The organism is Anaeromyxobacter oryzisoli, from assembly GCF_022690765.1.
Taxonomy (GTDB): Bacteria; Myxococcota; Myxococcia; order Myxococcales; family Anaeromyxobacteraceae; genus Anaeromyxobacter; species Anaeromyxobacter oryzisoli.
In genome coordinates, this window is record NZ_JALCZA010000045.1 from 1 (window position 1) to 21,488 (window position 21,488).

General features: G+C 70.1%; 33 protein-coding genes. 21 read left to right on the forward strand and 12 right to left on the reverse strand.

The window, feature by feature from the left end:
• Nucleotides 1–142: 142 nt before the first annotated feature.
• The 4 genes from MNZ27_RS14585 (at nucleotide 143) to MNZ27_RS14600 (ending at nucleotide 3,189) form a co-directional block, all read left to right on the forward strand.
• Complete coding sequence (locus MNZ27_RS14585) at nucleotides 143–1,177, forward strand: tyrosine-type recombinase/integrase (protein ID WP_242394816.1); 1,035 nt, start codon at nucleotides 143–145, stop codon at nucleotides 1,175–1,177.
• A 14-nt stretch (nucleotides 1,178–1,191) separates the two neighbouring features.
• Nucleotides 1,192–1,983: a hypothetical protein gene (locus MNZ27_RS14590; protein ID WP_242394817.1), complete on the forward strand. Its 792-nt coding sequence runs from the start codon at nucleotides 1,192–1,194 to the stop codon at nucleotides 1,981–1,983.
• Nucleotides 1,984–2,011: 28 nt separating this feature from the next.
• On the forward strand, nucleotides 2,012–2,203 hold the full coding sequence (locus MNZ27_RS14595) for a hypothetical protein (RefSeq protein ID WP_242394818.1): 192 nt from the start codon (nucleotides 2,012–2,014) through the stop codon (nucleotides 2,201–2,203).
• Between the two features lie 344 nt (nucleotides 2,204–2,547).
• Nucleotides 2,548–3,189, forward strand: a complete 642-nt coding sequence (locus MNZ27_RS14600) for a hypothetical protein (RefSeq protein WP_242394819.1) — start codon at nucleotides 2,548–2,550, stop codon at nucleotides 3,187–3,189.
• 4 nt (nucleotides 3,190–3,193) lie between these two features.
• Here MNZ27_RS14600 and MNZ27_RS14605 read toward each other — a convergent pair whose 3' ends face one another.
• The 12 genes from MNZ27_RS14605 to MNZ27_RS14660 form a co-directional block, all read right to left on the reverse strand.
• A complete protein-coding gene (locus MNZ27_RS14605; RefSeq protein ID WP_242394820.1) occupies nucleotides 3,194–3,559 on the reverse strand; it encodes a helix-turn-helix domain-containing protein in 366 nt (121 codons plus the stop codon).
• Nucleotides 3,556–4,122 (reverse strand): hypothetical protein, encoded by a 567-nt coding sequence (locus MNZ27_RS14610; RefSeq protein ID WP_242394821.1) that lies wholly within the window; start codon nucleotides 4,120–4,122, stop codon nucleotides 3,556–3,558. Before MNZ27_RS14610 ends, MNZ27_RS14605 begins: the two co-directional genes overlap by 4 nt.
• On the reverse strand, nucleotides 4,115–5,755 hold the full coding sequence (locus tag MNZ27_RS14615; protein ID WP_242394822.1) for a DNA cytosine methyltransferase: 1,641 nt from the start codon (nucleotides 5,753–5,755) through the stop codon (nucleotides 4,115–4,117). The genes MNZ27_RS14610 and MNZ27_RS14615 overlap by 8 nt, the downstream gene beginning before the upstream one ends.
• A complete protein-coding gene (locus MNZ27_RS14620; protein ID WP_242394823.1) occupies nucleotides 5,752–6,309 on the reverse strand; it encodes a hypothetical protein in 558 nt (185 codons plus the stop codon). The genes MNZ27_RS14615 and MNZ27_RS14620 overlap by 4 nt, the downstream gene beginning before the upstream one ends.
• Entirely contained in the window at nucleotides 6,306–6,542 is a 237-nt protein-coding gene (locus MNZ27_RS14625) for a hypothetical protein (protein WP_242394824.1), read from the reverse strand. Before MNZ27_RS14625 ends, MNZ27_RS14620 begins: the two co-directional genes overlap by 4 nt.
• Nucleotides 6,543–6,785 carry a hypothetical protein gene (locus MNZ27_RS14630; protein ID WP_242394825.1) on the reverse strand — a complete coding sequence of 81 codons (243 nt, stop codon included), beginning with the start codon at nucleotides 6,783–6,785 and terminating at the stop codon, nucleotides 6,543–6,545. It abuts the gene before it with no gap.
• A 141-nt stretch (nucleotides 6,786–6,926) separates the two neighbouring features.
• Entirely contained in the window at nucleotides 6,927–7,514 is a 588-nt protein-coding gene (locus MNZ27_RS14635; RefSeq protein WP_242394826.1) for a hypothetical protein, read from the reverse strand.
• A 2-nt stretch (nucleotides 7,515–7,516) separates the two neighbouring features.
• Nucleotides 7,517–8,497 (reverse strand): ATP-binding protein, encoded by a 981-nt coding sequence (locus MNZ27_RS14640; protein ID WP_242394827.1) that lies wholly within the window; start codon nucleotides 8,495–8,497, stop codon nucleotides 7,517–7,519.
• A gap of 22 nt (nucleotides 8,498–8,519) precedes the next feature.
• The gene (locus MNZ27_RS24055) at nucleotides 8,520–9,560 is read right to left on the reverse strand and encodes a PD-(D/E)XK nuclease family protein (RefSeq protein ID WP_242394828.1); all 1,041 of its coding nucleotides are present in this window, start codon (nucleotides 9,558–9,560) and stop codon (nucleotides 8,520–8,522) included.
• Nucleotides 9,557–9,877, reverse strand: a complete 321-nt coding sequence (locus MNZ27_RS14650) for a hypothetical protein (protein WP_242394829.1) — start codon at nucleotides 9,875–9,877, stop codon at nucleotides 9,557–9,559. Before MNZ27_RS14650 ends, MNZ27_RS24055 begins: the two co-directional genes overlap by 4 nt.
• Before the next feature lie 121 nt (nucleotides 9,878–9,998).
• The gene (locus tag MNZ27_RS14655) at nucleotides 9,999–10,238 is read right to left on the reverse strand and encodes a hypothetical protein (protein ID WP_242394830.1); all 240 of its coding nucleotides are present in this window, start codon (nucleotides 10,236–10,238) and stop codon (nucleotides 9,999–10,001) included.
• 564 nt (nucleotides 10,239–10,802) lie between these two features.
• Nucleotides 10,803–11,132, reverse strand: a complete 330-nt coding sequence (locus MNZ27_RS14660; protein ID WP_242394831.1) for a hypothetical protein — start codon at nucleotides 11,130–11,132, stop codon at nucleotides 10,803–10,805.
• A gap of 92 nt (nucleotides 11,133–11,224) precedes the next feature.
• Here MNZ27_RS14660 and MNZ27_RS24295 point away from each other — a divergent pair, with 92 nt between their 5' ends.
• From MNZ27_RS24295 to MNZ27_RS14740, 17 genes are all read left to right on the forward strand, one after another.
• Nucleotides 11,225–11,455, forward strand: coding sequence for a helix-turn-helix domain-containing protein (locus tag MNZ27_RS24295; protein WP_408629693.1), 231 nt, complete (start codon nucleotides 11,225–11,227; stop codon nucleotides 11,453–11,455).
• Nucleotides 11,456–11,542: 87 nt separating this feature from the next.
• Nucleotides 11,543–11,929 carry a hypothetical protein gene (locus MNZ27_RS14665; protein ID WP_242394832.1) on the forward strand — a complete coding sequence of 129 codons (387 nt, stop codon included), beginning with the start codon at nucleotides 11,543–11,545 and terminating at the stop codon, nucleotides 11,927–11,929.
• A gap of 166 nt (nucleotides 11,930–12,095) precedes the next feature.
• Nucleotides 12,096–12,383 (forward strand): Acb2/Tad1 domain-containing protein, encoded by a 288-nt coding sequence (locus MNZ27_RS14670; RefSeq protein WP_242394833.1) that lies wholly within the window; start codon nucleotides 12,096–12,098, stop codon nucleotides 12,381–12,383.
• The gene (locus MNZ27_RS14675) at nucleotides 12,383–12,967 is read left to right on the forward strand and encodes a phage N-6-adenine-methyltransferase (RefSeq protein ID WP_242394834.1); all 585 of its coding nucleotides are present in this window, start codon (nucleotides 12,383–12,385) and stop codon (nucleotides 12,965–12,967) included. Before MNZ27_RS14670 ends, MNZ27_RS14675 begins: the two co-directional genes overlap by 1 nt.
• A 7-nt stretch (nucleotides 12,968–12,974) precedes the next feature.
• On the forward strand, nucleotides 12,975–13,754 hold the full coding sequence (locus MNZ27_RS14680) for a DnaA N-terminal domain-containing protein (RefSeq protein ID WP_242394835.1): 780 nt from the start codon (nucleotides 12,975–12,977) through the stop codon (nucleotides 13,752–13,754).
• Entirely contained in the window at nucleotides 13,751–13,945 is a 195-nt protein-coding gene (locus MNZ27_RS14685; RefSeq protein WP_242394836.1) for a hypothetical protein, read from the forward strand. The genes MNZ27_RS14680 and MNZ27_RS14685 overlap by 4 nt, the downstream gene beginning before the upstream one ends.
• Nucleotides 13,942–14,478 carry a crossover junction endodeoxyribonuclease RuvC gene (locus MNZ27_RS14690; protein ID WP_242394837.1) on the forward strand — a complete coding sequence of 179 codons (537 nt, stop codon included), beginning with the start codon at nucleotides 13,942–13,944 and terminating at the stop codon, nucleotides 14,476–14,478. The genes MNZ27_RS14685 and MNZ27_RS14690 overlap by 4 nt, the downstream gene beginning before the upstream one ends.
• The gene (locus MNZ27_RS14695; protein ID WP_242394838.1) at nucleotides 14,475–14,708 is read left to right on the forward strand and encodes a hypothetical protein; all 234 of its coding nucleotides are present in this window, start codon (nucleotides 14,475–14,477) and stop codon (nucleotides 14,706–14,708) included. Before MNZ27_RS14690 ends, MNZ27_RS14695 begins: the two co-directional genes overlap by 4 nt.
• Before the next feature lie 166 nt (nucleotides 14,709–14,874).
• Entirely contained in the window at nucleotides 14,875–15,141 is a 267-nt protein-coding gene (locus MNZ27_RS14700) for a hypothetical protein (RefSeq protein WP_242394839.1), read from the forward strand.
• A 2-nt stretch (nucleotides 15,142–15,143) separates the two neighbouring features.
• Complete coding sequence (locus tag MNZ27_RS14705) at nucleotides 15,144–15,401, forward strand: hypothetical protein (protein ID WP_242394840.1); 258 nt, start codon at nucleotides 15,144–15,146, stop codon at nucleotides 15,399–15,401.
• 3 nt (nucleotides 15,402–15,404) lie between these two features.
• A complete protein-coding gene (locus MNZ27_RS14710; RefSeq protein WP_242394841.1) occupies nucleotides 15,405–16,841 on the forward strand; it encodes a phage terminase large subunit in 1,437 nt (478 codons plus the stop codon).
• The gene (locus MNZ27_RS14715; RefSeq protein WP_242394842.1) at nucleotides 16,842–18,935 is read left to right on the forward strand and encodes a hypothetical protein; all 2,094 of its coding nucleotides are present in this window, start codon (nucleotides 16,842–16,844) and stop codon (nucleotides 18,933–18,935) included.
• A gap of 1 nt (nucleotide 18,936) precedes the next feature.
• Nucleotides 18,937–19,293: a hypothetical protein gene (locus tag MNZ27_RS14720; RefSeq protein ID WP_242394843.1), complete on the forward strand. Its 357-nt coding sequence runs from the start codon at nucleotides 18,937–18,939 to the stop codon at nucleotides 19,291–19,293.
• A gap of 11 nt (nucleotides 19,294–19,304) precedes the next feature.
• The gene (locus MNZ27_RS14725; protein ID WP_242394844.1) at nucleotides 19,305–19,505 is read left to right on the forward strand and encodes a hypothetical protein; all 201 of its coding nucleotides are present in this window, start codon (nucleotides 19,305–19,307) and stop codon (nucleotides 19,503–19,505) included.
• Entirely contained in the window at nucleotides 19,498–19,719 is a 222-nt protein-coding gene (locus tag MNZ27_RS14730) for a hypothetical protein (RefSeq protein WP_242394845.1), read from the forward strand. Before MNZ27_RS14725 ends, MNZ27_RS14730 begins: the two co-directional genes overlap by 8 nt.
• An 11-nt stretch (nucleotides 19,720–19,730) precedes the next feature.
• Nucleotides 19,731–20,228 carry a hypothetical protein gene (locus tag MNZ27_RS14735; protein ID WP_242394846.1) on the forward strand — a complete coding sequence of 166 codons (498 nt, stop codon included), beginning with the start codon at nucleotides 19,731–19,733 and terminating at the stop codon, nucleotides 20,226–20,228.
• Nucleotides 20,225–21,418: a hypothetical protein gene (locus MNZ27_RS14740; protein ID WP_242394847.1), complete on the forward strand. Its 1,194-nt coding sequence runs from the start codon at nucleotides 20,225–20,227 to the stop codon at nucleotides 21,416–21,418. Before MNZ27_RS14735 ends, MNZ27_RS14740 begins: the two co-directional genes overlap by 4 nt.
• The last annotated feature ends 70 nt before the right edge of the window (nucleotides 21,419–21,488 follow it).

Here is a 21,488-nt window from a genome sequence, read left to right on the forward strand (position 1 = left end):
CTGCAAAACCCGTATTCGGCGGTTCGAATCCGCCCGGTGCCTCTCGGAAACACAGGGGAATTCGGCGAAAGCTGGATTCCCCTTCTTCTTCTCATTCCCACGCCATTACCACCCACCGGGCGCGCCGCGGTAGAACGAGCGCATGCCCTGGGTCGGTCCCTGGCGCGGCGGGCGCGTGTGGCAGGAGGCGGATGGGACCCGCGTCTACTACATCCGCCGGAAGATCTCCGGTCGGACGTACGAGGTCTCCACCCGCTGTACGAACGAGCGCTCCGCGCTCGAGCACCTCGAGCGGTTCGAGCGCGATCCGGATGGTTACGACCCGGGTACCGCCCTCGCCGGAGAGCCGATCCTCCTCTCGACCAAGCTCGCGCTCGATTTCCTCCGCTGGTCACGTGACGGGAAGGGGAACAGTGGCGAGTGGGTTGGGAAGCAGCGTTCGTACCTTGCGTGGTGGCAGGAACGGATCGGCGCGAAGGATCTTCGCCGCATCACGCTCGGCGGCGATCTCGTGCCGGCATTGGATGGGGCGCCCGGGCGGAAGCAGCGGATCGAGGTCGTGAAGGCGTTCTACGCCTGGCTTCGTGAGGAGCGGCACGTGCTCCGTTCGGCGGAGGATCCGACGCTCGACCTTGCGGTGCCCCAGGGGCGGCCCGAGCAGTGGAAGACGCCGAAGGCGATCCCCGTCGCTGACCACCGGAAGGTGATGGCGAAGGTCGCAGCCGAGTGGCGGCCGCACCTCCTGGTGCTCGCTGGCACCGGGTGGCACGTCGCCGAGCTGCAGCGGTTCGCCGCCTCCGGCGCCGTCGGGCCGCTACCCAAGAGCGCGCGGCGCGTCCACGGCGCGGCCGCAGTGCTCACCTGCCCGCGGCGGAAGAGCGGCGAGGTGCAACGGACGGCGGTGTCGAAGGACGTCGCGGCCGCGGCGCGGAAGGTGCTCAAGCGCGGGGCGTTCCAGAAGAAACCGTTCTACCTGGCCGTCGCGGCGGCGTGCACCGCGACGAAGGTGACGAAGTTCGAGCCTGGCCAGTATCGGCACTCGGTGGCGACGTGGGCGATCGAGCGTGGCGACGATCCGGCGGCGGTCGCGGCGTTCCTGGGCCACAAGTCGCCCGCGACGACGCGACGCTTCTACGCGACGCTCGCGGTCGCGCCGAAGGTGCGGACGCTCGCGTAACAAAGATTACTTACTTGACTTACTGTGACGGCCCCAAAGATGATTCCGCCGGGGGAGGGGCCCGATCTGTGCTTCGGCTATTTTTTGGTTATCTTGCGAAGGCACTGCTGGTCGCGGTGCCGCTGCTGACGCCGCAGTTCGCATCCGTCCCGTACGTCCGGCAGATGGCGATCGTTGGTGGAGATGAGAAGAAGGCCGGTGCGTTGTTGTCGCTGGTGGTGTTGGGGTTAGTTTTCGTCTACGAGGCGGCGGAACGGGGTATCCCGCGTCTCGATGCCGCGCGGCTTCGTGACGATTACCTGAGGCAACTGGTGAAGAAGCTACCTCCCGAGGTGGCGCGCCAGCTTCGCTTCAACGTGATGATCGCGCGCCGACGGTGGTACATGTTATTCATCGGACGGGAGTTCCAGTGGACCGCGAGTCGCGGCTTCGATCTGTGCCACCGCGACGTGAAGCTCTGGCTCGCTGCGTGGCAGGGTGTTTGCGGCGCGGCGTTCAGGGATCAGCAGGTGAAGTTCGTCGACCTTCGAGGGGTGCCTCCTCTAGAAGCCTCCTGCTGGAAGTTCTGGCAGAACCCATTTCGGCTCTTCAAATGGCAACTGCAGCGGACACAACACGTCCAGGCCATCCTGAGCGTCCCCATGGTCCTGAAGAGAGGGGATGGCGGTAACCCGTCGTTCGTGAAGGTGGGTGTCATTAATGTCGATGCGGTCACGAACGACGGTGCGGAGTTCCTGGCGGCGAACTGGGAACAGATGAGGAAACCGCTACTCGAAGCCGGGGCATTACTCGGAGCGATCAGGTAACATGACCGTTGCACTAGCGGGAGATGACATGCGCGGCCGCGAGAAGGACTGGAAGAAGATCATCCACGTCGAGTCCCGCAGCATCAACATCGCCAACTTGCCGTCTGCCGGGAAGGTCGCACTGAACCCTCCGTCGTTCCCGCGCTTTGCGGGCGAGTCGGCGGAAGACGAACGCCTCCGAGTCCGAGAGCCGGACACGGACGACAAGTCTGGCAGCTGACGCCACCCGGAACGTCCGGCGAGTTAGAGGTCGCGCACCGAGACGCTCCGAAGCTTCTCGGGATCCACCGAACCACGATCAAGAGCCCGCCGCCCGCGCGTCACGCGGCGCGCCCTCGGCTCCGCGCGCGGCACGCCGGCGGCGAGGGCGCGCTCGGCATGTCGAGCTTCTGCTCCGCTCAGCAGACGCATGACTGCCTGAAGAACACGCGCCCGCTTCCGGCCAGGCGGGCCGTCGGAGAGGTTACGGTATGCTCGCCTGTCCCTTCGAGGTGAACCGTGCCGAGGACGTGCTGGGCGAGGACGATCGGTGGATGCTCGGACAAGATCTCACGCGAGCACCTCGTGTCGCGGAGCATCTTCCCCGAAGGCGTCGCGGTGAAGGGACTGCCGTGGTGCCGAGACGAGGTGAAGATACTCGGGCCCGCGGCGTTGGTCGCTCGGAACCTGTGCACGACGCACAACTCGCAGCTCTCGCCGCTCGATAAGGCGGCAAGCGGGGCGTGGTGCGGACTCGCAGAGTTCGGCGAAGTCTCGCGAGTCAGGGCTGCGATCCCACGGAAGTGGGATCGCTATACCATCCGTGTCGATGGGCTACTGCTTGAACGCTGGTGCCTCAAGGTAATGTGCAACCTGATGCCGCGTGCGCTCCCTCGACTCGGGGGATGGGAACCGCCCGGCGAGCTCGTAAACCGGATCTTCGGGCGAGAGCCGCTGCCGAAAGGCGCAGGCGTCGCGCTGCTCGCGCGGCTCGGCGAGGAGCACTTCAATGACGCGCGTATCCAGTTCGAGGGCGTGGTCCGCGAACGGAGCCCGCTGGGCGCGAGGCTCCAATTTCGTGCGCTAGCACTTGCTGTTACATGGGACCGGCCGGTCCAGGAGTTCATAAGGCCTCACTCGAGCGCCGGCGTTGGTGAGGAGGCCGTGTTTCACATGATATCGTACCTTCACAAAGAGGCGAACGTCGAGCTCCGCTTTAGGTGGTAGTGCGCTAGATGTCGTCCAGCTTCATCCTCCGGAGCGCGTCCGGATCTACCGTCCCGCGAGTCGCTTTCCGCGTCCTCGACGCTCTCCGCGTCTTCGCCTCCGCCTGCGGCACGCCGGCGGCGAGGACGCGCTCGAGCTCGGAGCGCGGGATCCGCGGGCGGCCGCCGACGTCGACGGTCCGGAGCCGGCCGTCGCGGACGAGCTCCTCGAGCGTGGTGCCGCGATCGACGCCGAGCATCCTCGCGGCGGCGCGCTTCGAGAGCAGCTCCTTCGCGGCGCCCGTGCGCGGCGCGCGCCCGACGGCGCGCTCGACCGCGCGCTCGATGAGGGCCTCGAGCTGGTCGGGCGTGGTGACGATGACGGCGCTCATCTCAGGTCCTCCGTGCTCGCCGGCGGCAGCAGACGCCCGGTGGAGACGGCCTCGGACAGCCGCGGCAGCACGACCTGCCCGAGCGTCAGCCCACTGGGCAGGACGATCCCGGCGAGGAACTCGCTCTCAAGCGTGGAGATCCCAGAGGCGACGGCTTCGAGCTTCGCCTTCAGGACGAGCACCAGGGCGCGCCAGCGTTGGCGGGTCGCCGCCTCGGCCTTCACCTTCGTCCCGACCTCCACCTCGTGCGGCATCGGGACCTCAAGTCGGACCTCCCGCTCCCGACCATCGAGCTTCATCTTGGAGCCGACCACGACGACCTCGCGCTCGATCGTGTCCGGCGCGTTCCACGGGAAGCGTCCGCAGCGGCGCCGGCCGGTCGGATCGCACGGGTCGCGACGGGTCCCCTTGCACGTCGGGCAGTCGCTCGGGTGCGGGTAGGGCAGGGCGCGCCGCTCCCAGGCGTACGCGAATCCGCTCGCGCCGTAGCGAACCAGCGTCCGCTCGATCTCGGCGCGCGAGCGCTCCATCGGGACCGAGGTTCCCTGTGCGTACCTACCCATGAGCCACCTCCGGCATCTCGCGGACCTCCATCTCCTCGCGCGCCTTCCCGTCCCCGCGGGCCCAGATCCCCTCAGCGGAGAGGAACCATGTGCCGAGCGAGCCGGCGAGGAGCGCCTTCAGGATCGACTCGGCGATGGCGGTCGCTGCCTGGACCGGTACCGCGTTCCCGATGCGCTCGCCCCAGGACGCGGTGGAGCGCCCGGCGAGTCGAAGCGGCGCGCCGCGAACGCGCGCGGGCAGCCCCTGCAGCGCGGCGCGGTCGAGCAGGGTCATGGGCCGGTGCCACGTCCCGTCGGCGGCGACGATGACGGGGACGTCCTTCGGAGCGCGGCGCGGGTCGGCAACGGCGCACGTGCCGTTGTCGATGCGGCCGCCGGTGACCGTGGCCGCGGCCTCGTCCCAGCGCAGGACGCCGTAGGCGGTCGCTCGCGGGACGCACGTTGGACGGGGATCAGCCACGGAGCCAGGCCCGGTCCGGACGTTCAAAACGCCGCGCACCGTCGGCGATGGCTCGCTCCACGGGACGACGCCGAGGGCTCCGCGGTAAGGCGAGTGGTCGAGTGCCACGCGCGGATCGGCGACCGCGAAGCCCCCGTTGGTGCCGCTGCCCGCGACCGTGCGCGCGGGCTCCCACCATGGCCTGACATCGTACTTCGCGAAGACCTCGCGGCGCGCCTGGCCGGGTCGGACCGGCGAGAGGATGCGCGGGTCGGCGACGGCAGCAGTTCCGTTCGAGCCTGAGACGGAGGCCGATCCGGTGACCGCCGGGGTCGGCATGTCCCAGCCGTTCACACGCATGAGGCCCGGGCGCCCCTTGAATGATGCGGCGCCCGCGGCGGTCTGCGCGAGCAGCGCCTCCGGGATCGATGCGGGCAGGTCGCGCCAGTCGCCGCCGGCGGGGATGAGAGCGAGGCGCACCCAGTTCAGCCACGAGATCTTCGGTAGGCGGTGGAGCTCGCCGGCGCCGGAGTCCTCGGGCAGAGGGAGTCGGCCGAGGACCTCGCCACAGCCCTTCACGCGCTGGAGCGGAGGCCGGTAGATGAACGCCGGCACGGCGGCCGGCCGGCGGGCGACGAGCAGGAACCGCCGGCGGTGCTGGCCGAGACCGCCGATCTCCCCGCAGTCGTGCGTCCCCTCGTGGAAGACGTAGCCGTAGCGCGCCAGGAGCTGCCGCACCTGGACGAGGAGCGGCGCGCCGCGGCTCATGATCCCGGGGACGTTCTCGACGATGATCGCCGACGGCGGCTCGGGCCACGTCTCGCAGATGAGGAAGAGTCCTTGGAGCACGAGACGGTTCAGGGCCTGGTACTTCTCGCGCTCAGCGCTCTTCGTCGGGAGGAGCCGGGAGAAGCCCTTGCACGGCGGGGACAGGAAGACGCAGTCCGGCCGGCGCGCGCCGGCGAACGCGAGGAGCTCCGCCGGCGTGAGCGTCGCCATGTCGGCGCAGAGCGACGGCCCGTCGGCGAGCTGCTCGAAGTCGGTGCACGCCTCTGGGTCGATGTCGATCCCGCCGAGGTTCACGAACCGGGCCCGATCGCGGCCGAGCTGCGCCATCGCCTCGATGAACCCGCGCGCGCCGGCGCCGAGGCCGCAGAACGGGAACAGCACAGTGAAATCGCGCTTCTCGCTCACGCCGCCCTCCTCGCGCCCCCGCGCGCCGGCATCGAGAGACGCTCGATCGGCCAGCCGAGCCGGATGCGCTGACGAATCGTCTGGTGCGGCACGCCGGCGAGCCTCGCGATCTCGGCGATCGTGTGGCCGCCGACTTTCTGCGCTCGAGCGATCTCGCGCTCCGCCGACGCGCGTGCCTTGCAGGCGTTGCACGGCCGGGCGCCGCGGGTGTCGAGGTGCGCGGTCTCGACGAGGTGCTCTCTCCCGCACGAGCAGCGCATTCGCCAGCACCGGCGCACCCGACCGTCGGCGCGGATCTGGTACTCCAGGGCGACGATGACGTTGCCGCCGACGTGCTCACCGACACGGTTGTGGATCGCCTTTTCGTACCGGGGACGCGCGCCGAGGACGAGCAGCGGCTCCGGAGCGAGGCGGAGCGGGATCACCTCGAGCGCCTCGGCCGCCTCGCCGCGTCGGTCCCATGCGATGAAGCAGGCGGTGTGGACGTTGCCGAGGTCGCCGCCGGCGTCCAGTTCCAGAGCGGACATCGCGGCGTGGCAGAGCGAGCAGATCATCGTGATCCTCCTGTCACCTTCCGACGCGCCTTCAAGACCGCAGCCTCCAGCGTCGCCCCGAAGCACCACACCGCGCGCCCGTTGCCGCGCTGGAGCGTCACGCAGAACATGCCGTCGTCCTCCTGCTCCCACCCGCGGTACCGCCGGCCGAGGCGCCTCTCGAGCCAGTAGATCTCGGTCGCTGCGCGCGGCGTGATCTCCGCGGGCGGGAGTTGGGGGGCGAGGGCGGGCATCTACCGGGTCTCGCGCTCGCGCACCGACGGGATCTCGGCGCCGGGGATCTCCGTCTGCTCGGACTCCTTCCCGTCGAGGAGCATGCGGAGGCGGTAGGCGGCCTTCTGCAGCGTGGCGATCTCGCCCTTCCGCGCCTTCATCTCCTCCTTCAGGTCTGCGGTGAGGCCGTCGATCTGGGTCAACGTCTTGGTGAGCTCGCGCGAGTACCGGAGCTCGAGCTCGGGGGAGATCCTCTTCGCCATGGACGTTCTCCTTGTTGGATGAGGAGCGGGGCCTGAGGGCGGCGCTCTCGCGGCCGAGCCTGCGGGGGGACAGGCCCGTTCCGACGCCGCCACCGGTCGCCGCGCCGGAGAGCACCGCGCTCCGGCCCCGCTCCCGCTCCGCTAGAAGTCGATGTCGTCGCCCTGCTCGCCGGCCTGCCGCTCGAGCAGCTCCTGCGGGACCATCTCGTCGCGCGGCGGGGCCCCGCGCGGCTGCGGACGGGCAGGGGGCCGCGCCTGCGCCGCCCGCGAGCTGGGCGCGGGCGCCGAGCTGGAAGCGCCGTTCGCGCGGTCGAACGCGAGGAGCGCGCCCTTCATGCGGGCCGCGAACGCCTTCGCCTTGTCGGGAGCGAGCTGCTCCTTGAGGCCGATCCCCTGCGTCGAGTTCACCCAGCGCACGCGGGCGCGGGTGGGGAACTTGCCCTGCGGATCGACCTCGTGCTCGACGACCAGGTGCACCTCGGGCGCATCCTCACGCGAGAGGTCGGAGAGATCAGAGAGGTCCTGCCCTCTCCAGCCGGCCGTACGGAGCGCTCGGAACGTCGACTCGGTGGTCGCGTCGGTGAAGTAGCCGTACCAGGTGATCGTCCTCGGCTCGAAGTCGAGCAGGGCGAACCGAACGGCCACCTGCTCCCTGCCGGTGCTGGTCTCGCCGAGCGCGCCCTCGAGCGCGCGCGCGCGGTACGTCCCCTCGTCGATGAGCTGCGCCATGACTACGCCTCCTCCCGCTCGCGCTTCTCGGCGAGCCGTGCGTTGAGTCTGTCGTTGATCTTCGCGAGCGCGATCGGATCGCTCGCGTGGCGCTCGAAGGCGGCGAGGGCCTTCGCCCCCACCTCTCCGCCGACGAGCTCGGCCTTCCGGCGGATCTCCGCCGTGAGCGCCTCCGGGTCCGTGGGGCTCGCCGCCTTCACCGCCGCGTCGAAGTCCTCCCAGTCGAGCGGGACGTGCTCGGGCAGAAAGTACCGGTCCTTGGCGTCGAAGGCGGCGGACGGCTGCGTCCAGAGGAGGCGGGCGCCGGTCGAGACGCCCTTCACCTTCTCGCCCTTCTTCTTCGCGACCGCGAAGGTCTCGAACTGGGCGAAGTAGACGCCCTTCGCCCACTGCCGCACGAGCGCCGCGCTCTTGTCGTGCATCGCGATGACGTAGCGCTCGTAGTCCTCGCCCTCGGGGTTCGCGAACTTCTTGATCACGCTGTGCGCGAGCAGCACCACGTGCATGCCGCGCACGGCCTGGAGCCGCTCGAGCGCGGCGAGGAGGGCGCGCCAGCCGTCCAGGGCGGCGGTGTACCCCTTGCCGTACCCACCACCGACCTCCTCGATCCCGTCGACTCCGGCCGCCGCGCAGACCTGCTTCCAGAGCAGCGGCTCGGCCCAGTCGATGGAGTCGATGACGAGCGTCTTGAAGCCGCCCGAGTCCGCCGTGAGGGTGCGGATCGCGTCGAGCACGTCCTCCCAGGTCTCCGGAGCGGGGAACCGGGCGACGTCGAGGTGACCGGTGCCGTCCTCGGTGCCGAGAAAGACGGGCGCGGGCGCGTTGGAGCCGAACGTGGACTTGCCGACCCCGTCCCGGCCGTGGACGAGCAGCCGGTAGGGAGCCTCGATCACCCCAGAGGTGATGGACGAGAGGGTCATGCGGTTCTGCCGCGGCGCGGCCGCGTGCGTGCTGGGCTTCATGAGGGTGGCGGGTGCTGCCATGGGTGTCCTCCTTCGGTGGCGGTCAGAAGCTCGCGGCTGCGAGCTCCTGGTGCTGCTGCTCGGGCTGCGGGATCAGGGCGGCGAGGGCGGCCTCGAGGCGATCGCCGTCGGGCGCGCGCCACCAGGCCTCGAGGCCGCGGTGGATGAGCGTCCCGAACCGGAGCGCCTCGGCGTCGGTGACCGGGCGCCAGCCGTCGGCGTACTTGAGCTTGTGCAGCCGCTGGCACGCGCGTGCGGCCGAGAGACGCGAAGCGGTGAGCAGGTCGGAGCCGTGCCCGAGCTCAGCCGACGCGCCGGCGAGCTCGGGATGCACCTCGAGCGATCGGTAGAACCGGCTCTCGTCGTCGAGGCTCCCGGCGCCGGTGCAGACGTCGAAGAACGCGCACGTGCTGCCGTACCGAAGGCAGGCGTCCGGGTTCCGCGGGAACCGGCCGGCGAGGTCGCTCTCGCGGATCTGCTTCCCGATCTGCCAGATGTCGTGCTGCGCCTCGGAGATCTCCTGCTCGAGCCGGACCACCTCGCCGCGCTGGTAGAAGGCGTTCGGGTCGGATGCGATCGCGTCGAGCAGCCTGTTCAGGTACTCCGCCGGCGTCTCGTCGACCTCGCGTTGGCGCGCGTCGAGCTTCCCGGCCTTCGTGTAGCGGCGGTTCTCGGGAGGCGTTGCGAGGAGCGGTCGCTGTCGCGGCTTCGCGAGGACGTCGTACAGGCAGGCCTGCGGGTCGAACCCGAGCGCCCGGGCACCGTCGAAGTAGACCGACACCTGCCCGTCCATCCGGAGCCGGCGCCAGTACTCGGACCCCGGGCCGACGTCGACGGAGGACGTCTTGTGCTCGACGATGATGTCGCGCGAGGTCTCGCGATCGTGGACCAGCGCGTCGAGCTTCCCGCCGAGCCGCCAGGTTCTCGAGGCGGCGCCGGTGATCGGGTTCACGACCGGAGCGGTGAACTCGGCCTCGACGGCGAGGACCTCGTAGCGGGCCATGTCGTCCGTCCAGCGCGCGTCGTACCCGCGGAGCAGCGCCTCGGCGCGGGCGAGGTCGAACGGGTCGGTGACGGTGCTCACGGCCGTGCCTCCCGGCGCTCGTCGCGCGCGTACTCGGAGCGGAACTCGGCCGCGGCGTCCTCGGCGCTCCTGACCGCCTCGATCGCGCGCTCCTCGATGTGCCGGAGGTCGGCCTCGACGACCTCGATGAGGTCGGGGCGAGCGACGCCGCCGAGGCGATCCTCGGTGACGGTGAGGACCTCGACTTCGGGCGCCTCCGCTGGATGGGCGCCGTCCCCCCAGCGCTGCTCCGGCACGCCCGGCGTCACGTGGCACCGGACCGTGAACTCCTCACCGGTCTCCGGGTGCGTCCATCCGATCTTGACCGTCTTCGCCATCGTGTCCCTCCGTCCGTTCGATGCTGGACGGTGGTGTTAATGCCACCTGAGTTGCGTGGTGTCAATACCACCTGGCGACGCGTCAAGAGGGCACGCCCAGACGTTCAGTCCTGGCGATGGGTTAGCTCGCTCGGGAACGGATGACGGCGCGCAGGAACCGAAGCTCCGCGCTCAGATCGTCGAGAGTGTCGAGGAGGTACTCGGCGCCACAGACCGGCTCAGGGCCTGCGGCAGCCATGGTTGCTAGTTGCGCGGCGTGGAGGAAACGATCGGCGCAACGGGAGACGCATGCAGCGACCGCGGATTTGGGCATCGTCTGCGCGAGCTCGACGACGGCCGCGGACCCGGTACGCAGGGCCATCCCGCGAACATAAGAACCGGATCTGACATCTCACTGGGGGTAATTCATCCGGGCATCAGCGAACCCTCTCGACGCCGTTCGGGTCGAGGAAGTGTGTCCCGGGCGGCAGCGCTCTCGCCTCCTCAGGGGTTCGCATGGTTGGAAGTGATCCGACCTCGTACCAACCGTCAGGACGCTTCTCGTACGTCTTCCCGCCGATCACCTTCCGCGGGAACGCCGCGGCCGGAGTTGGAGTGGCCTCGACCACGGGGGCACTCGCCCACCGGGGAGCGGATGCGGCCGCAGCAGCTGCGCGTGACTGTGGCGATGCGGAGTAGGGAGTTCGCGCCATGTAGCACCAGGTCGCCCCCGCCGCTTCGCTCCCGCAGTAGACCCACGTATCGCCCGTCATCGTGTCCAGCAACATGATGTTCTGCGTGAGCTGAGGAGTTCCATTTACAATTTGGAAACGGCCTACCACGTTCGGGCCCGACGAGCCGGAGCCGGCTCGAGCACGGGCTGAGATGGTCACGGAGACGACGGCCAAGACGAGCATCACCGCAGTCGCATAGGCAAGAAGCCGCTTCACTTATGGTCGCCCTTCTTCGTTGCTTCCATGAGCGCCCTAACGCCCTGGAAGGCTTCGGCGAGTTTCCAGCTCACGAACGGCCACGGCTCCGGCGCGTTCGCTTCGGCGGCCATCGCCCCGAAGTGCTCGATCTTGAAACGCTCACCCCGGTACTCGCTCATGCAGTGCGAGAACGCAGAGTGATCCTTCCCGCACACCGCCTCGAATCGCTTTCTCATCCCCTTGTTCTCGGGCTTCGATAGGTACTCCTCGACGTTCTCAGTGATGTCCGAGTAGCGGTAGCGGGTCGGTCCGACAGGCTTCGGCTGTTTCGGCTTCGGAGGCATCTGGGCCGAAAGCATACCGATTTCGCCTAGATAAGCCGCGCCTCGTCGCGTGGTATTGGCACCACCCCTGCCAGGTGGTACAGACACCACCGATGAAGCGGGAACAGAAGCCCCTGATCGAAGTCCTCGGCCCCCGCGTTCGCGAGCTTCGGAAACGCCATGGGCTCTCTCAGGAAGAGCTCGCCCGGCGCGCGGAGATGGATCGAGCAGACCTGTCACGGCTCGAGACCTCCGCCGGTCCCCGCAACTTCGGGGTGGAGCGGCTCGAGAAGCTCGCTCGTGCTCTCGGGATCCCGGTCGCGGATCTCTTCCCTCGTTCGTGAGGCACCGTCCGTGAACTCGTTCATGCGCATCGGTGTGCCTCGGGACCGAGTGACAACGCGTGACAATTCGCTTGTCGGAGGGTGTCGATGAGCCACCAGCTCCCGCTGCCCATCTCCGATCGGGTGCGGATTTCCCTCGAGAAAGCCGCGGAGGAGATCCGGGCCGAGCTCCGCACGATCGCGAAGCGCACGAAGCAGGGCGACATCCTCGCTCGATCTGCCGATCTCGATGCGGGGAACCTGTCGAAGGCACTCAAGGGCGAGCGGAACCTGGACGTGTCGTCGCTCCCCGCCTTCTTCCTCGCCGACGACGCGGGCGGGCTCATCAGGCTGCTCTGCCGCCTGAACCGCGGCCAGTTCGTCCCAGACCCGGAGCTCACCGCCGAGGTGCGCCTCGAGAACGTCCTCCGCGCCTGCCGGCGCTCCGGCGCGGCGGGCGAGGCGATCCTTCGGGACGCCGGAGAGGAGACGTGACCGCCTTCGCGCGCCTCGCGCCAGGAGCCGAGCACGCACGTCCGCGCGCGGCGAACGTGCCGGCGCGGCCTCGGGCACGCAACAGCCCGCCTGTCGTCCCCTCGAGCGGCGGCCTCAGTTCGTACACGCGGCACCAACCGCGGGCACCCGCCCGCAAGGAGGAACGGTGAAGACCGGGACCGAGCAGGCGCTGAACCCCGACGAGACCCCCGAGCAGAGGCTGAACGTCTACCCCATCCCCAACGACATGCAGCACCGCCTCGCGGAGGCGTTCACGTTCCACCCGCCGCGGCGGGACCAGTTGGACCGCTACCACGCGATCCGGCAGGAGGGCCTTCTCCTCGCCCTGCGCATCGTGCAGTCGACGCCGGCGAGCCGGGAGCAGTCCCTCGCCCTGACAAAGCTCGAGGAGGTCGTGATGTGGGCGAACGCGGCTATCGCGAGGTGGGAGTGATGATCGAGATCGCCGAAGCCCCGGCGCCTGCGCGCCCGTACATGCCGACGAAGGCGGCGACGGAGGACTGGTGTTCTCCGCCGGAGATCGTCGACGTCGTTCGCTCGATCTTCGGCGGGCGGATCGACCTCGACCCTGCCTCGAACCCGCACAGCATCGTCGCCGCGGAGCGCGAGATCTGGCTTCCGAGCTGGGCTGAGGGACGCGAGGTGCCCGCGCGCGTCAAGGTCGGCGACGGGATCGCGATGACCTGGAGCGGGAACGTCTTCACGAACCCGCCCTACGGCTACGCGCTCGACGCCTTCATGGACCGCAGCGTTCGCGCGGCGAAGAGCGACGAGAGCGCGAACGTGATCATGCTCGCGCCCTGCAAAACCTCGCGGAAGTGCTGGCAGCGCACGGTGCCGAAGGCGCGCGCGGTCTGCTTTCTCGACGGCCGCGTGACGTTTCTGCTCCCCGGCGGCGGCCGGGCCAGCGCGACGTTCAGCTCGGCGCTCGTGCTGTGGACTCGCGATCGCGAGCTCCTGCACCGGTTCGCCTGGTACCTCGACGACAAGCACGGGCACGTGGTGTTCACGCGCTGAGGGGGCCATGGCGAGCGGCGCGCGCGAGGTCGGCTGGGTCAAGCTCTGGCGGCGGCTGCGCAGCTCGCCGCTGTGGCGGAGCCTTCGCGCCGACCAGAAGGGCGTCCTCGCGACGCTCCTTCTCCTCGCGAACTGGAAGCCCGGGCAGGCGCGCTGGCACGGCCGGCCGTACGAGGTCGCACGCGGCGAGCTCGCGCACAGTCTCGAGGAGATCGCCGAGGAGGCCGGATGCACCGTGAAGGTCGTCCGGACCACGCTCGTCGCGCTCATGGCGGACGATTCCGAGTTCGGAGGCAACGGAGCGTTCATCACCGAACGTTACCCGATTTCGGGCACGGGCCCCGGCACGGGGCCTCGGGTTCTACGAATCGAGAAGTACGAAGATTTCCAGGGCGGGACGACCGAGACGGGCACGGAGTCGGGCACGGATCAGGCACGGCCCGGGCACGGGTCGGGCACGGGTCGGGCAGAGAGAGAAGAAGATCAAGAAGGGAAAGAACTGGAAGAAGGGGGTCCAGGGGGAGCGCGCGACCCGTGGGGCGAGGTGCTCCGCGCCCTCGAGGCTCGCATGCGACCCGACCTGTTCGCCCGCTGGTTCGCTCCGCTCCGCGGACACGGCCACGTTGCCGGTGGCCTCCTGCTTGTCGAGGCGCCCGACCGGTTCCACCGCGACTTCCTCGAGGACCAGTACGCGGCCATCCTCGCCGACCTGCTCGTCGAGCTTCGCCTCTCGCTGCAGCTGCAGTTCACAACCGCCGCGCGCCGCGCGGCAGGAGGTGCGTCATGAGCTGGCTCTCATTTCTCGGACTCGGCCTCGCGATCTACCTGCTCCGCGCAGTGATGCGGCCACCCCACCTGATCGAACTCCCGACGCTCGACGACCGGCTCGAGCCGATGACGATCCTACCTCGCGGCGCCGTGCCGCCCGAGGTGGTGCGCCTCGGCGGTGCGGCTCGGACGCGCGAGGCCTCCCGATGATCATCCTCGGCATCGACTCCGGCTTTTCCTCGCTCGGCCTCGCCGCGATCGAGCTGCAGCCCGACCGAGAGCAGCTCCGGGACGTGTGGGTCGTTCGCACCGAGAAGAGCGCGCGGAAGCTCGGCGTGCGCTCCGGCGACGACACCGCGCGCCGCGCCCGCGAGCTCGCGCATCACGTCGAGCTCGCCATCGTCTCGCACCAGGCCGCAGCCATCGCCCTCGAGGCCCCGAGCTGGCCGCGCAACGCCGGCGTCGCCGCGAAGATGGGCGTCGCCTTCGGCGTGGTCTTCGCGCTCGCCGAGAAGCACCGTCTCCCGCTCGTGATGGCCGGGCCGATGGACGTGAAGCTCGCGGTCTGCCGCTCGAAGACGGCGACGAAGGACGACGTGATCGCTGCCGTGGAACGCCGGTTCCCGGACATCACGTGGCCGTCGCAGAAGACGCTCTACGAACATGCCGCGGATGCCGTCGGCGTGGTCCTCGCCTGCCTCGGCTCGGACGTCCTGCAGATGGCCCGGAGGCTCTCGGCGTGAACGCAGCGCTGACCGGGGAGGGCGGCGGGATGGGGCGCAAGACCAAGCACGACTACGAGGCGACGGACGCATCCTGGGACCAGCTCTTCGAGGCCCACCTCGAGCTCGCGAGCGTGTCGGACCAGCCGGATGCCGATGCCGCGTTCGAGCGCGCGAAGACCCGGCTGCGCAAGGCGGCGATCCGGTACGGCGTGGCGCACGCGCCGCGGCCCTCACGGACCGGGCGGTGAACCGGTGCGAGACTTTCGCGCGATGGCGGATTCCGACAGGAACAACCGGCCACCGGGCTCCGAATCTCCTGGGGACGGGAGCCGCGCACCTCGGAAGCACCGGGCGACCGGCAAGCCGAAGGGCGGAGCGCGTCCAGGAGCGGGGCGGCCGAAGGGCTCGAAGGACGTGCTCCCTCGCGGCGCGGTCGCGGCGATCAAGGCCGCCGGCCTGCGCGTGCCGGAGAGCGCAAGCCCGGCGGAGCGCGAGCTCGCCGATCTCGCGCTGCGGCGGATCGTCGACGTGATGGACGAGCGCGTGAACCCCTTCGGCGCGTTCTCGGTGCTCACCGCGGCGCGCGGGCTCCGCGAGGAGATCTGCGGGCCGGTGCCGAAGAAGCTCGAGCACGCCGGCCCGGGTGGCGGCGCCATCGTGTTCAAGATCGAGGAGGACTGACCATGCCCCGTCGCTGCGACCGCTGCGAATTCTACCAGCCCACCGAGAAGGGACGCGGCCAGTGCCGCGCCGCCGCTCCCCAGCTCCTCGTGCTCGCCCCGCCGCCCGGGCCGATCGTGCAGGGCGGCCCGCCGCCGGCGCCGATGATGATCGGCACGTGGCCGCCGTGCCAGGACGACTCCTGGTGTGGGCAGTTCAAGCTCCGCATCGGAGTCGTGCGCCAGGACGGCGACGACGCGATCGCGCCCGAGGCGAACTGACCCGTGGCCGAGGCCCGCCGCTACGTCGCAGCGCCCACGCTCCGCCGCTTCCAGCGGTCGGATGCGTTCGTGCGCTGCGTCGTCGGTCCGGTGGGCTCCGGCAAGTCGTCCGCGTGCGTGATCGAGCTGCTGCGACGCGCCATGCGCCAGGCGCCCGGGCCCGACGGCGTGAGGCGCTCGCGCTGGGTCGTGATCCGCAACACGTACTCGCAGCTCCGGGACACGACGCGGAAGACCTTCGAGGAGTGGGTCCCGGCCGAGATCGGGTCCTGGAACGAGCAGGCGTTCACCTGGGTCGGCGAGTGGAGCGACGGCGAGCACCCCGTCCACTGCGAGGTGCTCTTCCGCTCACTGAACCGGCCGGAGGACGTGAAGAAGCTCCTCTCGCTCGAGCTCACCGGCGCGTACGTGAACGAGAGTCGCGAGATCCCGAAGGCTGTGGTCGACGTGCTCGAGCAGCGCGTCGGTCGCTTCCCGGCGAAGAAGAGCGGCGGCCCGACGTGGTCCGGGATCTGGATGGACACGAACCCCTGGGCCAAGCAGCACTGGGGGTACAAGCTGTTCACGCTCCACCAGGGCGTGCGCGAGGAAGATCGCGACCTGTACGAGCTGTTCGAGCAGCCCGGCGGCCGCAGCCCCGAGGCGGAGAACCTCGAGAACCTCCCGCCCGGCTACTACGACCGGCTCGTCGTCGGGAAGGACGCCGAGTGGATCAAGTCCTACGTGGACGGCGAGTACCCGTCGAACGACCAGGGCTCGATCTTCGGCCCGCTCATCGAGAAGCTCGAGCAGCGCGGCGGGATCGGGAAGTTCAAGCACCCGACCGATGGCGTGTTCACGAGCTGGGACCTCGGGTTCAGCGACGCCACGGGGATCTGGTTCTGGCGCGTGAACGAGCATGGCGTGCCGGACCTGATCGACCACTACGAGGCGCACGGGCAGCCGCTCTCGCACTACTTCGATGAGGTGGACCGGCGCGGCTACGAGTACGTGAAGCATTGGCTGCCGCACGACGCGCGCGCGAGGACGCTCCAGACCGGCTCGTCGATCCTCGAGCAGTTCGTCGTCCGGTACGGCGCGGATCGGGTGGCGATCGGCCCCGAGCTCTCGCTGCTCGACGGCATCCAGGCGGCGCGCTGGCTCCTCGAGCAGCCGGTCCGCTTCCACGAGCGGTGCGCCGCCGGGATCGAGGCGCTGCGCTCGTACCACTACGCGTGGGACGAGGAGGCGCGGGCCTTCTCGAGGCGCCCGGAGCACGACTGGAGCTCGCACACCGCGGACGCCTTCCGGTACGTCGCGTGCGTCGCCAAGGAGACTCGGCTCATCGCGCGCGGGGCCGCGATCGTCCCTCCGCCGCCGGCAGCGCGTGACCTCCGCACGATCACGATGGACGAGCTCTGGACGATGCGGCCGAAGGCGCAGCGGACGAGGAGGGTGTAGGTGGCCGATCCAGTCGACAAGGCGGGCGAGCGCCGTTTCTCCGATTCGCCTCAAGGGTGGGCCGCGCGCTGGCGCATGGAGCTCGAGGCCGCCGCGAAGAACCGCGAGAAGTTCGATCGCGAGGGCACCGAGACGATCAAGCGGTTCCTGGACCGGCGCGAGCAGCGCGACAACGAGAGCGTCCGGGTGAACGTCTACACCTCGAACGTCCAGACCCAGGAGTCGATGCTGTACGGGAAGACACCGAAGGTGGACGTCTCCCGCCGCTTCTCCGACTTCATGGACGACCCAGCGCGCGTCGCAGCGTCCATGCTCGACCGCCTCGCCAATACCGACATCGGGAGCGACTCGGACACGTACGCAGCGGCGGTCGAGTACGCGGTCTCGGACCTGCTCCGCCCGGGCCTCGGCATCGCCCGCCTGCGCTACGAGGTGGAGTTCGACGAGGTGCCCGGCGAGGAGGCGCAGCTCGACGAGGAAGGCAACGAGCTCGCCCCCGAGGTGCCTGCGGGCGAGATGAAGCGCCCGGACAGCGAGCGGGTGCGGACCGAGTACGTGCACTGGCGCGACTTCCGGTGGTCGCCGGCGCGGACCTGGCACGACGTGCGGTGGGAGGCGTTCCGGAGCCACCTCTCGCGCGAGGAGTGCCTCAAGATCTTCGGCGAGAAGGTCGGCGTCCGCATGCCGTTTTCGCGCGGCGACAAGGACGGCGGCACCGAACCGACGCCCGGCGAGACGGACGCGATGAAGGCCGACCCGTGGTCGCGCGCGGAGGTCTGGGAGATCTGGGACAAGGAGCGCCGCGGGGTCTGGTTCTGGTGCAAGGGGATGGAGCGCGTGATCGCTCCCGCCGGCGTCGACGTCGAGCCGAACGGGATGGTGCGCGATCCGCTCGAGCTGGACGGCTTCTGGCCGAACCCGCGCCCGCTCATGGCGAACCTCACCACCGACGCCGTGATGCCGCGGTCCGACTACGCGCTCGTTCAGGACCTCTACCGTGAGATCGACGACCTCTCGACGCGGATCGACCGCATCACGCGCGCGTGCCGCGTCGCCGGAGTCTACGACAAGACCTCGGAGGCCGTGCAGCGGCTCGTTTCGGAGTCGACGGAGAACGAGCTCATCGCGGTGGAGGGCTGGGCGCGCTTCGTCGAGAAGGGGGGCGTCAAGGGCGCGATCGACTGGCTCCCGCTCGACATGATCGTGGGCGCCCTCGACAAGCTCCGCGAGATGCGCCGCGAGGCGAAGCAGATCGCGGACGAGATCTCCGGCTTCTCCGACATCGTGCGCGGGCAGCAGGCCGGCAACGAGACCGCGACCACCTCGGCGATCGAGGCGAAGTTCGCGAGCGTGCGCATGCAGCGCCGCCAGGACGAGATCGCCCGGTTCGCGTCCGACCTGAAGAAGCTCGAGATTGAGATCGTCTGCAAGCACTTCGACGACGAGACGATCGTCAAGCGGTCGAACGTGCTGCGCACGCCGAACCGCGGGCTAGCGCAGCAGGCGCTCGCGGTGCTCCGCGACGAGTACATGCAGTACCGGATCGAGGTGAAGCCGGACTCGATCGCGCTCACCGACTGGGGCATGAAGAAGGCCGAGCGGACCGAGATCATCACCACGCTCGGCGGCTACTTCCAGAGCACGATGCCCTTCCTGCAGCTCGCCTCGAGCGCGGGACCGCAGGCCATGCAGGCGGCGGTGCAGTTCATCTTCCAGACCGCGCAGTGGCTCATGGCGGGCATCCGGGGCGGGTCGGACATCGAGTCGGTGTTCAACCAGTTCGTCGGCCAGGTGCAGCAGATCGCCGCCCAGGCCGCGGCGAATCCTCCACAGCCTCCGCCGCCCGATCCGAAGCTCCTCACCGCGCAGGTGAAGGGCCAGGCGGAGATGACGAAGGCGAAGCTCGGGGTCGTGCAGGCGGTCGTCGACGTGAAGGCGCACGCGATGAAGACCGGGCTCGAGATGCAGCGGGCGCAGCACGAGCACGCGATGGGGATCCAGAGCGAGGAAGCGAAGCAGCGAACCGAGGCGCTCAGGGCTGTGAACGCGGCGACCGCGCCGGTGCCGGAGCCCATGCCGGGTGAAGGGGCGTGACATGACGAGAAGCGAGCTGATCGAAGCGATCAACCAGACCGGGCGGCCCGGCATCGTGGACGAGGTGCTGCGCCACGTCGGGGCCGCCGAGGCCGAGCGGGACGCCGCGCGCGCCGAGGCGGAGCGGGAGCGCGCGGAGGCCCTCGCCCGCGCCGAGGCGGCGCGGAACGCGGAGCGCGCCGACGCGGCGGCCGCGCTCGACGCGGCCGAGCGGCGCGTCGCCGACGCGCAGGAGCGGATCGCGGCCCTCGAGGGCGAGCGCGACGCGCTCGCCGCGAAGGTGTCCCAGATCGAGGCGAAGCTCGCCGCCAGCACGCCACCGGCAACCTCCGCGCCGTCGCCTACTCCGGGGGCGTAGCCATGCCGTCCGTGTCGAGGAAGCAGCACAACGCAATGGAGGCCGCCGCGCACGGCGACGGCACCATCGGGATTCCCAAGCCCGTCGGCAAGGAGTTCATCGCGGCTGACAAGGTGAAGGGGAAGAAGCACTCGACGAAGGCGATGGCTGCGGCGCTCAGGAGGAAGCGGGCGCCGGAGCCCGACCAGGACGAGGAGGAGCTCGGTGGCTAGTCCCATCGACGCGATGATCCAGGCGCTTCGAAAGCGGTTCTCGCCGCCGCCCGAGTCCGACGCCGAGCTCGACGCACGCGCAGCGAACGCGCGGGCGACGTCCGAGGAGGTCTCGAAGCGCCTCCCGAAGGCGGTCATGCCTCGCGACGCGATCGAGAAGGAGCGGCAGCGCATGGCGATGATCGACCAGCAGCTCAGGGACGCGGAGCGCTGATGGCCCGAGGAATGGCAGCCGGTGAGCCCATCGTCTCACAGGCGGAGACGAAGGCCTTCGACGAGGGCTACGAGCGCGTCTTCGGCGAGCGGAAGCGGGTCGAGCGAGGCCGGTACATCTACGACCCCGAGCTCGGGAAGTGCGTCCCGGCGGCGGAGTACCACGCCTCGCGAGCGATCGACGCGCCGGTGATGGCAGGTCGGTTCTACGAGAACCAGGTGATGACCGACGGCACGGTCGTCGGCTCGCGCGCGCAGTACCACGAGTACATGGAGCGAAACGGCCTCGCTCCGTCCAGCGACTTCAAGGGCGTGTACGCGCAGAAGCGCGCCGAGCGGGACCGTTTCTACACCGAGGGCTACGCGACCGCGGCGGACGAGAAGCGGGGGCGCGAGGCCGCCGAACGCGCGCTCGGCACGATCGTCGAGATGCGCCAGCGCGACTACGACAAGGTGCGGGCGAAGCGCGAAGCCGAGCGCGCGCGCCGCGGAAAGGGCTTCGAGCCGTGAACCTGAACGAGACCGAGACCGAGATCACCGAGACCGAGCCCGCGGAGAGCGCGCGGGACATCACCGAGCGCGCCTTCGACGAGCTCGCGGGTGGCGACGAGACCGCCGAGGCGCCCCAGGAGCACGCCGAGCCCGAGCCGCGGGGCGAGGAGGAGGGCGCGGAGGAGCGTCCTGGCCGCTCCCGCGACGAGTCGGGCCGGTTCGCGAAGGAGAAGCCGCAGCCCCGGGCCAAGCCGGCCGCGGCGCCCGCGGCGAAGCCCGCGCCCGGCCAGGCCGCACCGGCCCTCCGGCAGCCGCAGCAGGCTGCCGCCGCGGCGCCCGGGGCTCGCGCGCCGCAGTCGTGGAAGCCGGCGCTCCGCGAGAAGTTCGCAAGCCTGCCGCCTGACGTGCAGGAGGAGATCGCCCGGGTGAACCGGGAGACCACGCGCGTCCTCCAGGAGAACGCCCAGCTCCGCCAGAGCGGCGGCGCGTTCCAGGAGGCGCTCCGTCCCTACGAGGCCCAGATCCGGGCGGCCGGCGCCGAGCCGGTGGCGTACGTCGGGAGCCTCCTCCAGACCGCGCATGCGCTCACCTACGCGCCGCCGCACCAGAAGGCCGACCTCCTGGCGACCCTGGTGATGCAGTTCGGCCCGGACCTGCTCCGGCCGGACAGCCAGGACGCGAATGGCAACCTCTCCTCGCCGCTCGATCGCGCCCTCGTCGCCCGGATGAGCGGGCGCGCCGCGCCGGGGCCGCAGCAGCAGCCGCAGCAGTTCCGCGACCCGCGGGTGGATCAGCTCCTCGCCCAGGCCCAGGAGCGGCAGCGCCGGGAGGCGACGGAGCAGGTCGCCGCGGCCGAGGACCGCGCCGGGTCGTTCGCGCAGAGCCACGAGTTCTACGACGACGTGGCGACCCAGATGGCGGACGTGCTGGACGTCTGGGCGAGGCAGGGGAAGCGCGAGGTCACGGACCAGGACCTCGAGCAGGCTTACCATCTGGCCTGTCAGATGAACCCGGACGTCTCGCCGGTGTACGAGCAGCGGCGAGCCGCCCAGGCGGCTGCGAAGGCGCGAGCCTCAACGCAGCGCACCCGGGCGGCGGCGGCGAGCATCCGGAGCGCACCAGCGGTCGAGGCACCCAGGAACACGGGCAAGCTCTCGCCGCGGCAGATCACGGAGCGCGTCTTCGAGGAGCTCGAGGGGCGCGTGTAGCACCGCAGCAGGCGGGAGCCGGACGGCCAACCCGCTTCGATGAGAAGGGCCCCCGCGACGGGGCGCGAGC

Coding starts and splice junctions, on each gene's coding strand:
- MNZ27_RS14585 (WP_242394816.1), top strand. CDS start 143: ATGCCCTGGGTCGGTCCCTGGCGCGGCGGGCGCGTGTGGCAGGAGGCG.
- MNZ27_RS14595 (WP_242394818.1), top strand. CDS start 2,012: ATGCGCGGCCGCGAGAAGGACTGGAAGAAGATCATCCACGTCGAGTCC.
- MNZ27_RS14605 (WP_242394820.1), bottom strand. CDS start 3,559: ATGAGCGCCGTCATCGTCACCACGCCCGACCAGCTCGAGGCCCTCATC.
- MNZ27_RS14610 (WP_242394821.1), bottom strand. CDS start 4,122: ATGGGTAGGTACGCACAGGGAACCTCGGTCCCGATGGAGCGCTCGCGC.
- MNZ27_RS14620 (WP_242394823.1), bottom strand. CDS start 6,309: ATGATCTGCTCGCTCTGCCACGCCGCGATGTCCGCTCTGGAACTGGAC.
- MNZ27_RS14625 (WP_242394824.1), bottom strand. CDS start 6,542: ATGCCCGCCCTCGCCCCCCAACTCCCGCCCGCGGAGATCACGCCGCGC.
- MNZ27_RS14630 (WP_242394825.1), bottom strand. CDS start 6,785: ATGGCGAAGAGGATCTCCCCCGAGCTCGAGCTCCGGTACTCGCGCGAG.
- MNZ27_RS14635 (WP_242394826.1), bottom strand. CDS start 7,514: ATGGCGCAGCTCATCGACGAGGGGACGTACCGCGCGCGCGCGCTCGAG.
- MNZ27_RS14640 (WP_242394827.1), bottom strand. CDS start 8,497: ATGGCAGCACCCGCCACCCTCATGAAGCCCAGCACGCACGCGGCCGCG.
- MNZ27_RS14650 (WP_242394829.1), bottom strand. CDS start 9,877: ATGGCGAAGACGGTCAAGATCGGATGGACGCACCCGGAGACCGGTGAG.
- MNZ27_RS14655 (WP_242394830.1), bottom strand. CDS start 10,238: ATGGCCCTGCGTACCGGGTCCGCGGCCGTCGTCGAGCTCGCGCAGACG.
- MNZ27_RS14660 (WP_242394831.1), bottom strand. CDS start 11,132: ATGCCTCCGAAGCCGAAACAGCCGAAGCCTGTCGGACCGACCCGCTAC.
- MNZ27_RS24295 (WP_408629693.1), top strand. CDS start 11,225: ATGAAGCGGGAACAGAAGCCCCTGATCGAAGTCCTCGGCCCCCGCGTT.
- MNZ27_RS14665 (WP_242394832.1), top strand. CDS start 11,543: ATGAGCCACCAGCTCCCGCTGCCCATCTCCGATCGGGTGCGGATTTCC.
- MNZ27_RS14675 (WP_242394834.1), top strand. CDS start 12,383: ATGATCGAGATCGCCGAAGCCCCGGCGCCTGCGCGCCCGTACATGCCG.
- MNZ27_RS14680 (WP_242394835.1), top strand. CDS start 12,975: ATGGCGAGCGGCGCGCGCGAGGTCGGCTGGGTCAAGCTCTGGCGGCGG.
- MNZ27_RS14685 (WP_242394836.1), top strand. CDS start 13,751: ATGAGCTGGCTCTCATTTCTCGGACTCGGCCTCGCGATCTACCTGCTC.
- MNZ27_RS14690 (WP_242394837.1), top strand. CDS start 13,942: ATGATCATCCTCGGCATCGACTCCGGCTTTTCCTCGCTCGGCCTCGCC.
- MNZ27_RS14705 (WP_242394840.1), top strand. CDS start 15,144: ATGCCCCGTCGCTGCGACCGCTGCGAATTCTACCAGCCCACCGAGAAG.
- MNZ27_RS14720 (WP_242394843.1), top strand. CDS start 18,937: ATGACGAGAAGCGAGCTGATCGAAGCGATCAACCAGACCGGGCGGCCC.
- MNZ27_RS14735 (WP_242394846.1), top strand. CDS start 19,731: ATGGCAGCCGGTGAGCCCATCGTCTCACAGGCGGAGACGAAGGCCTTC.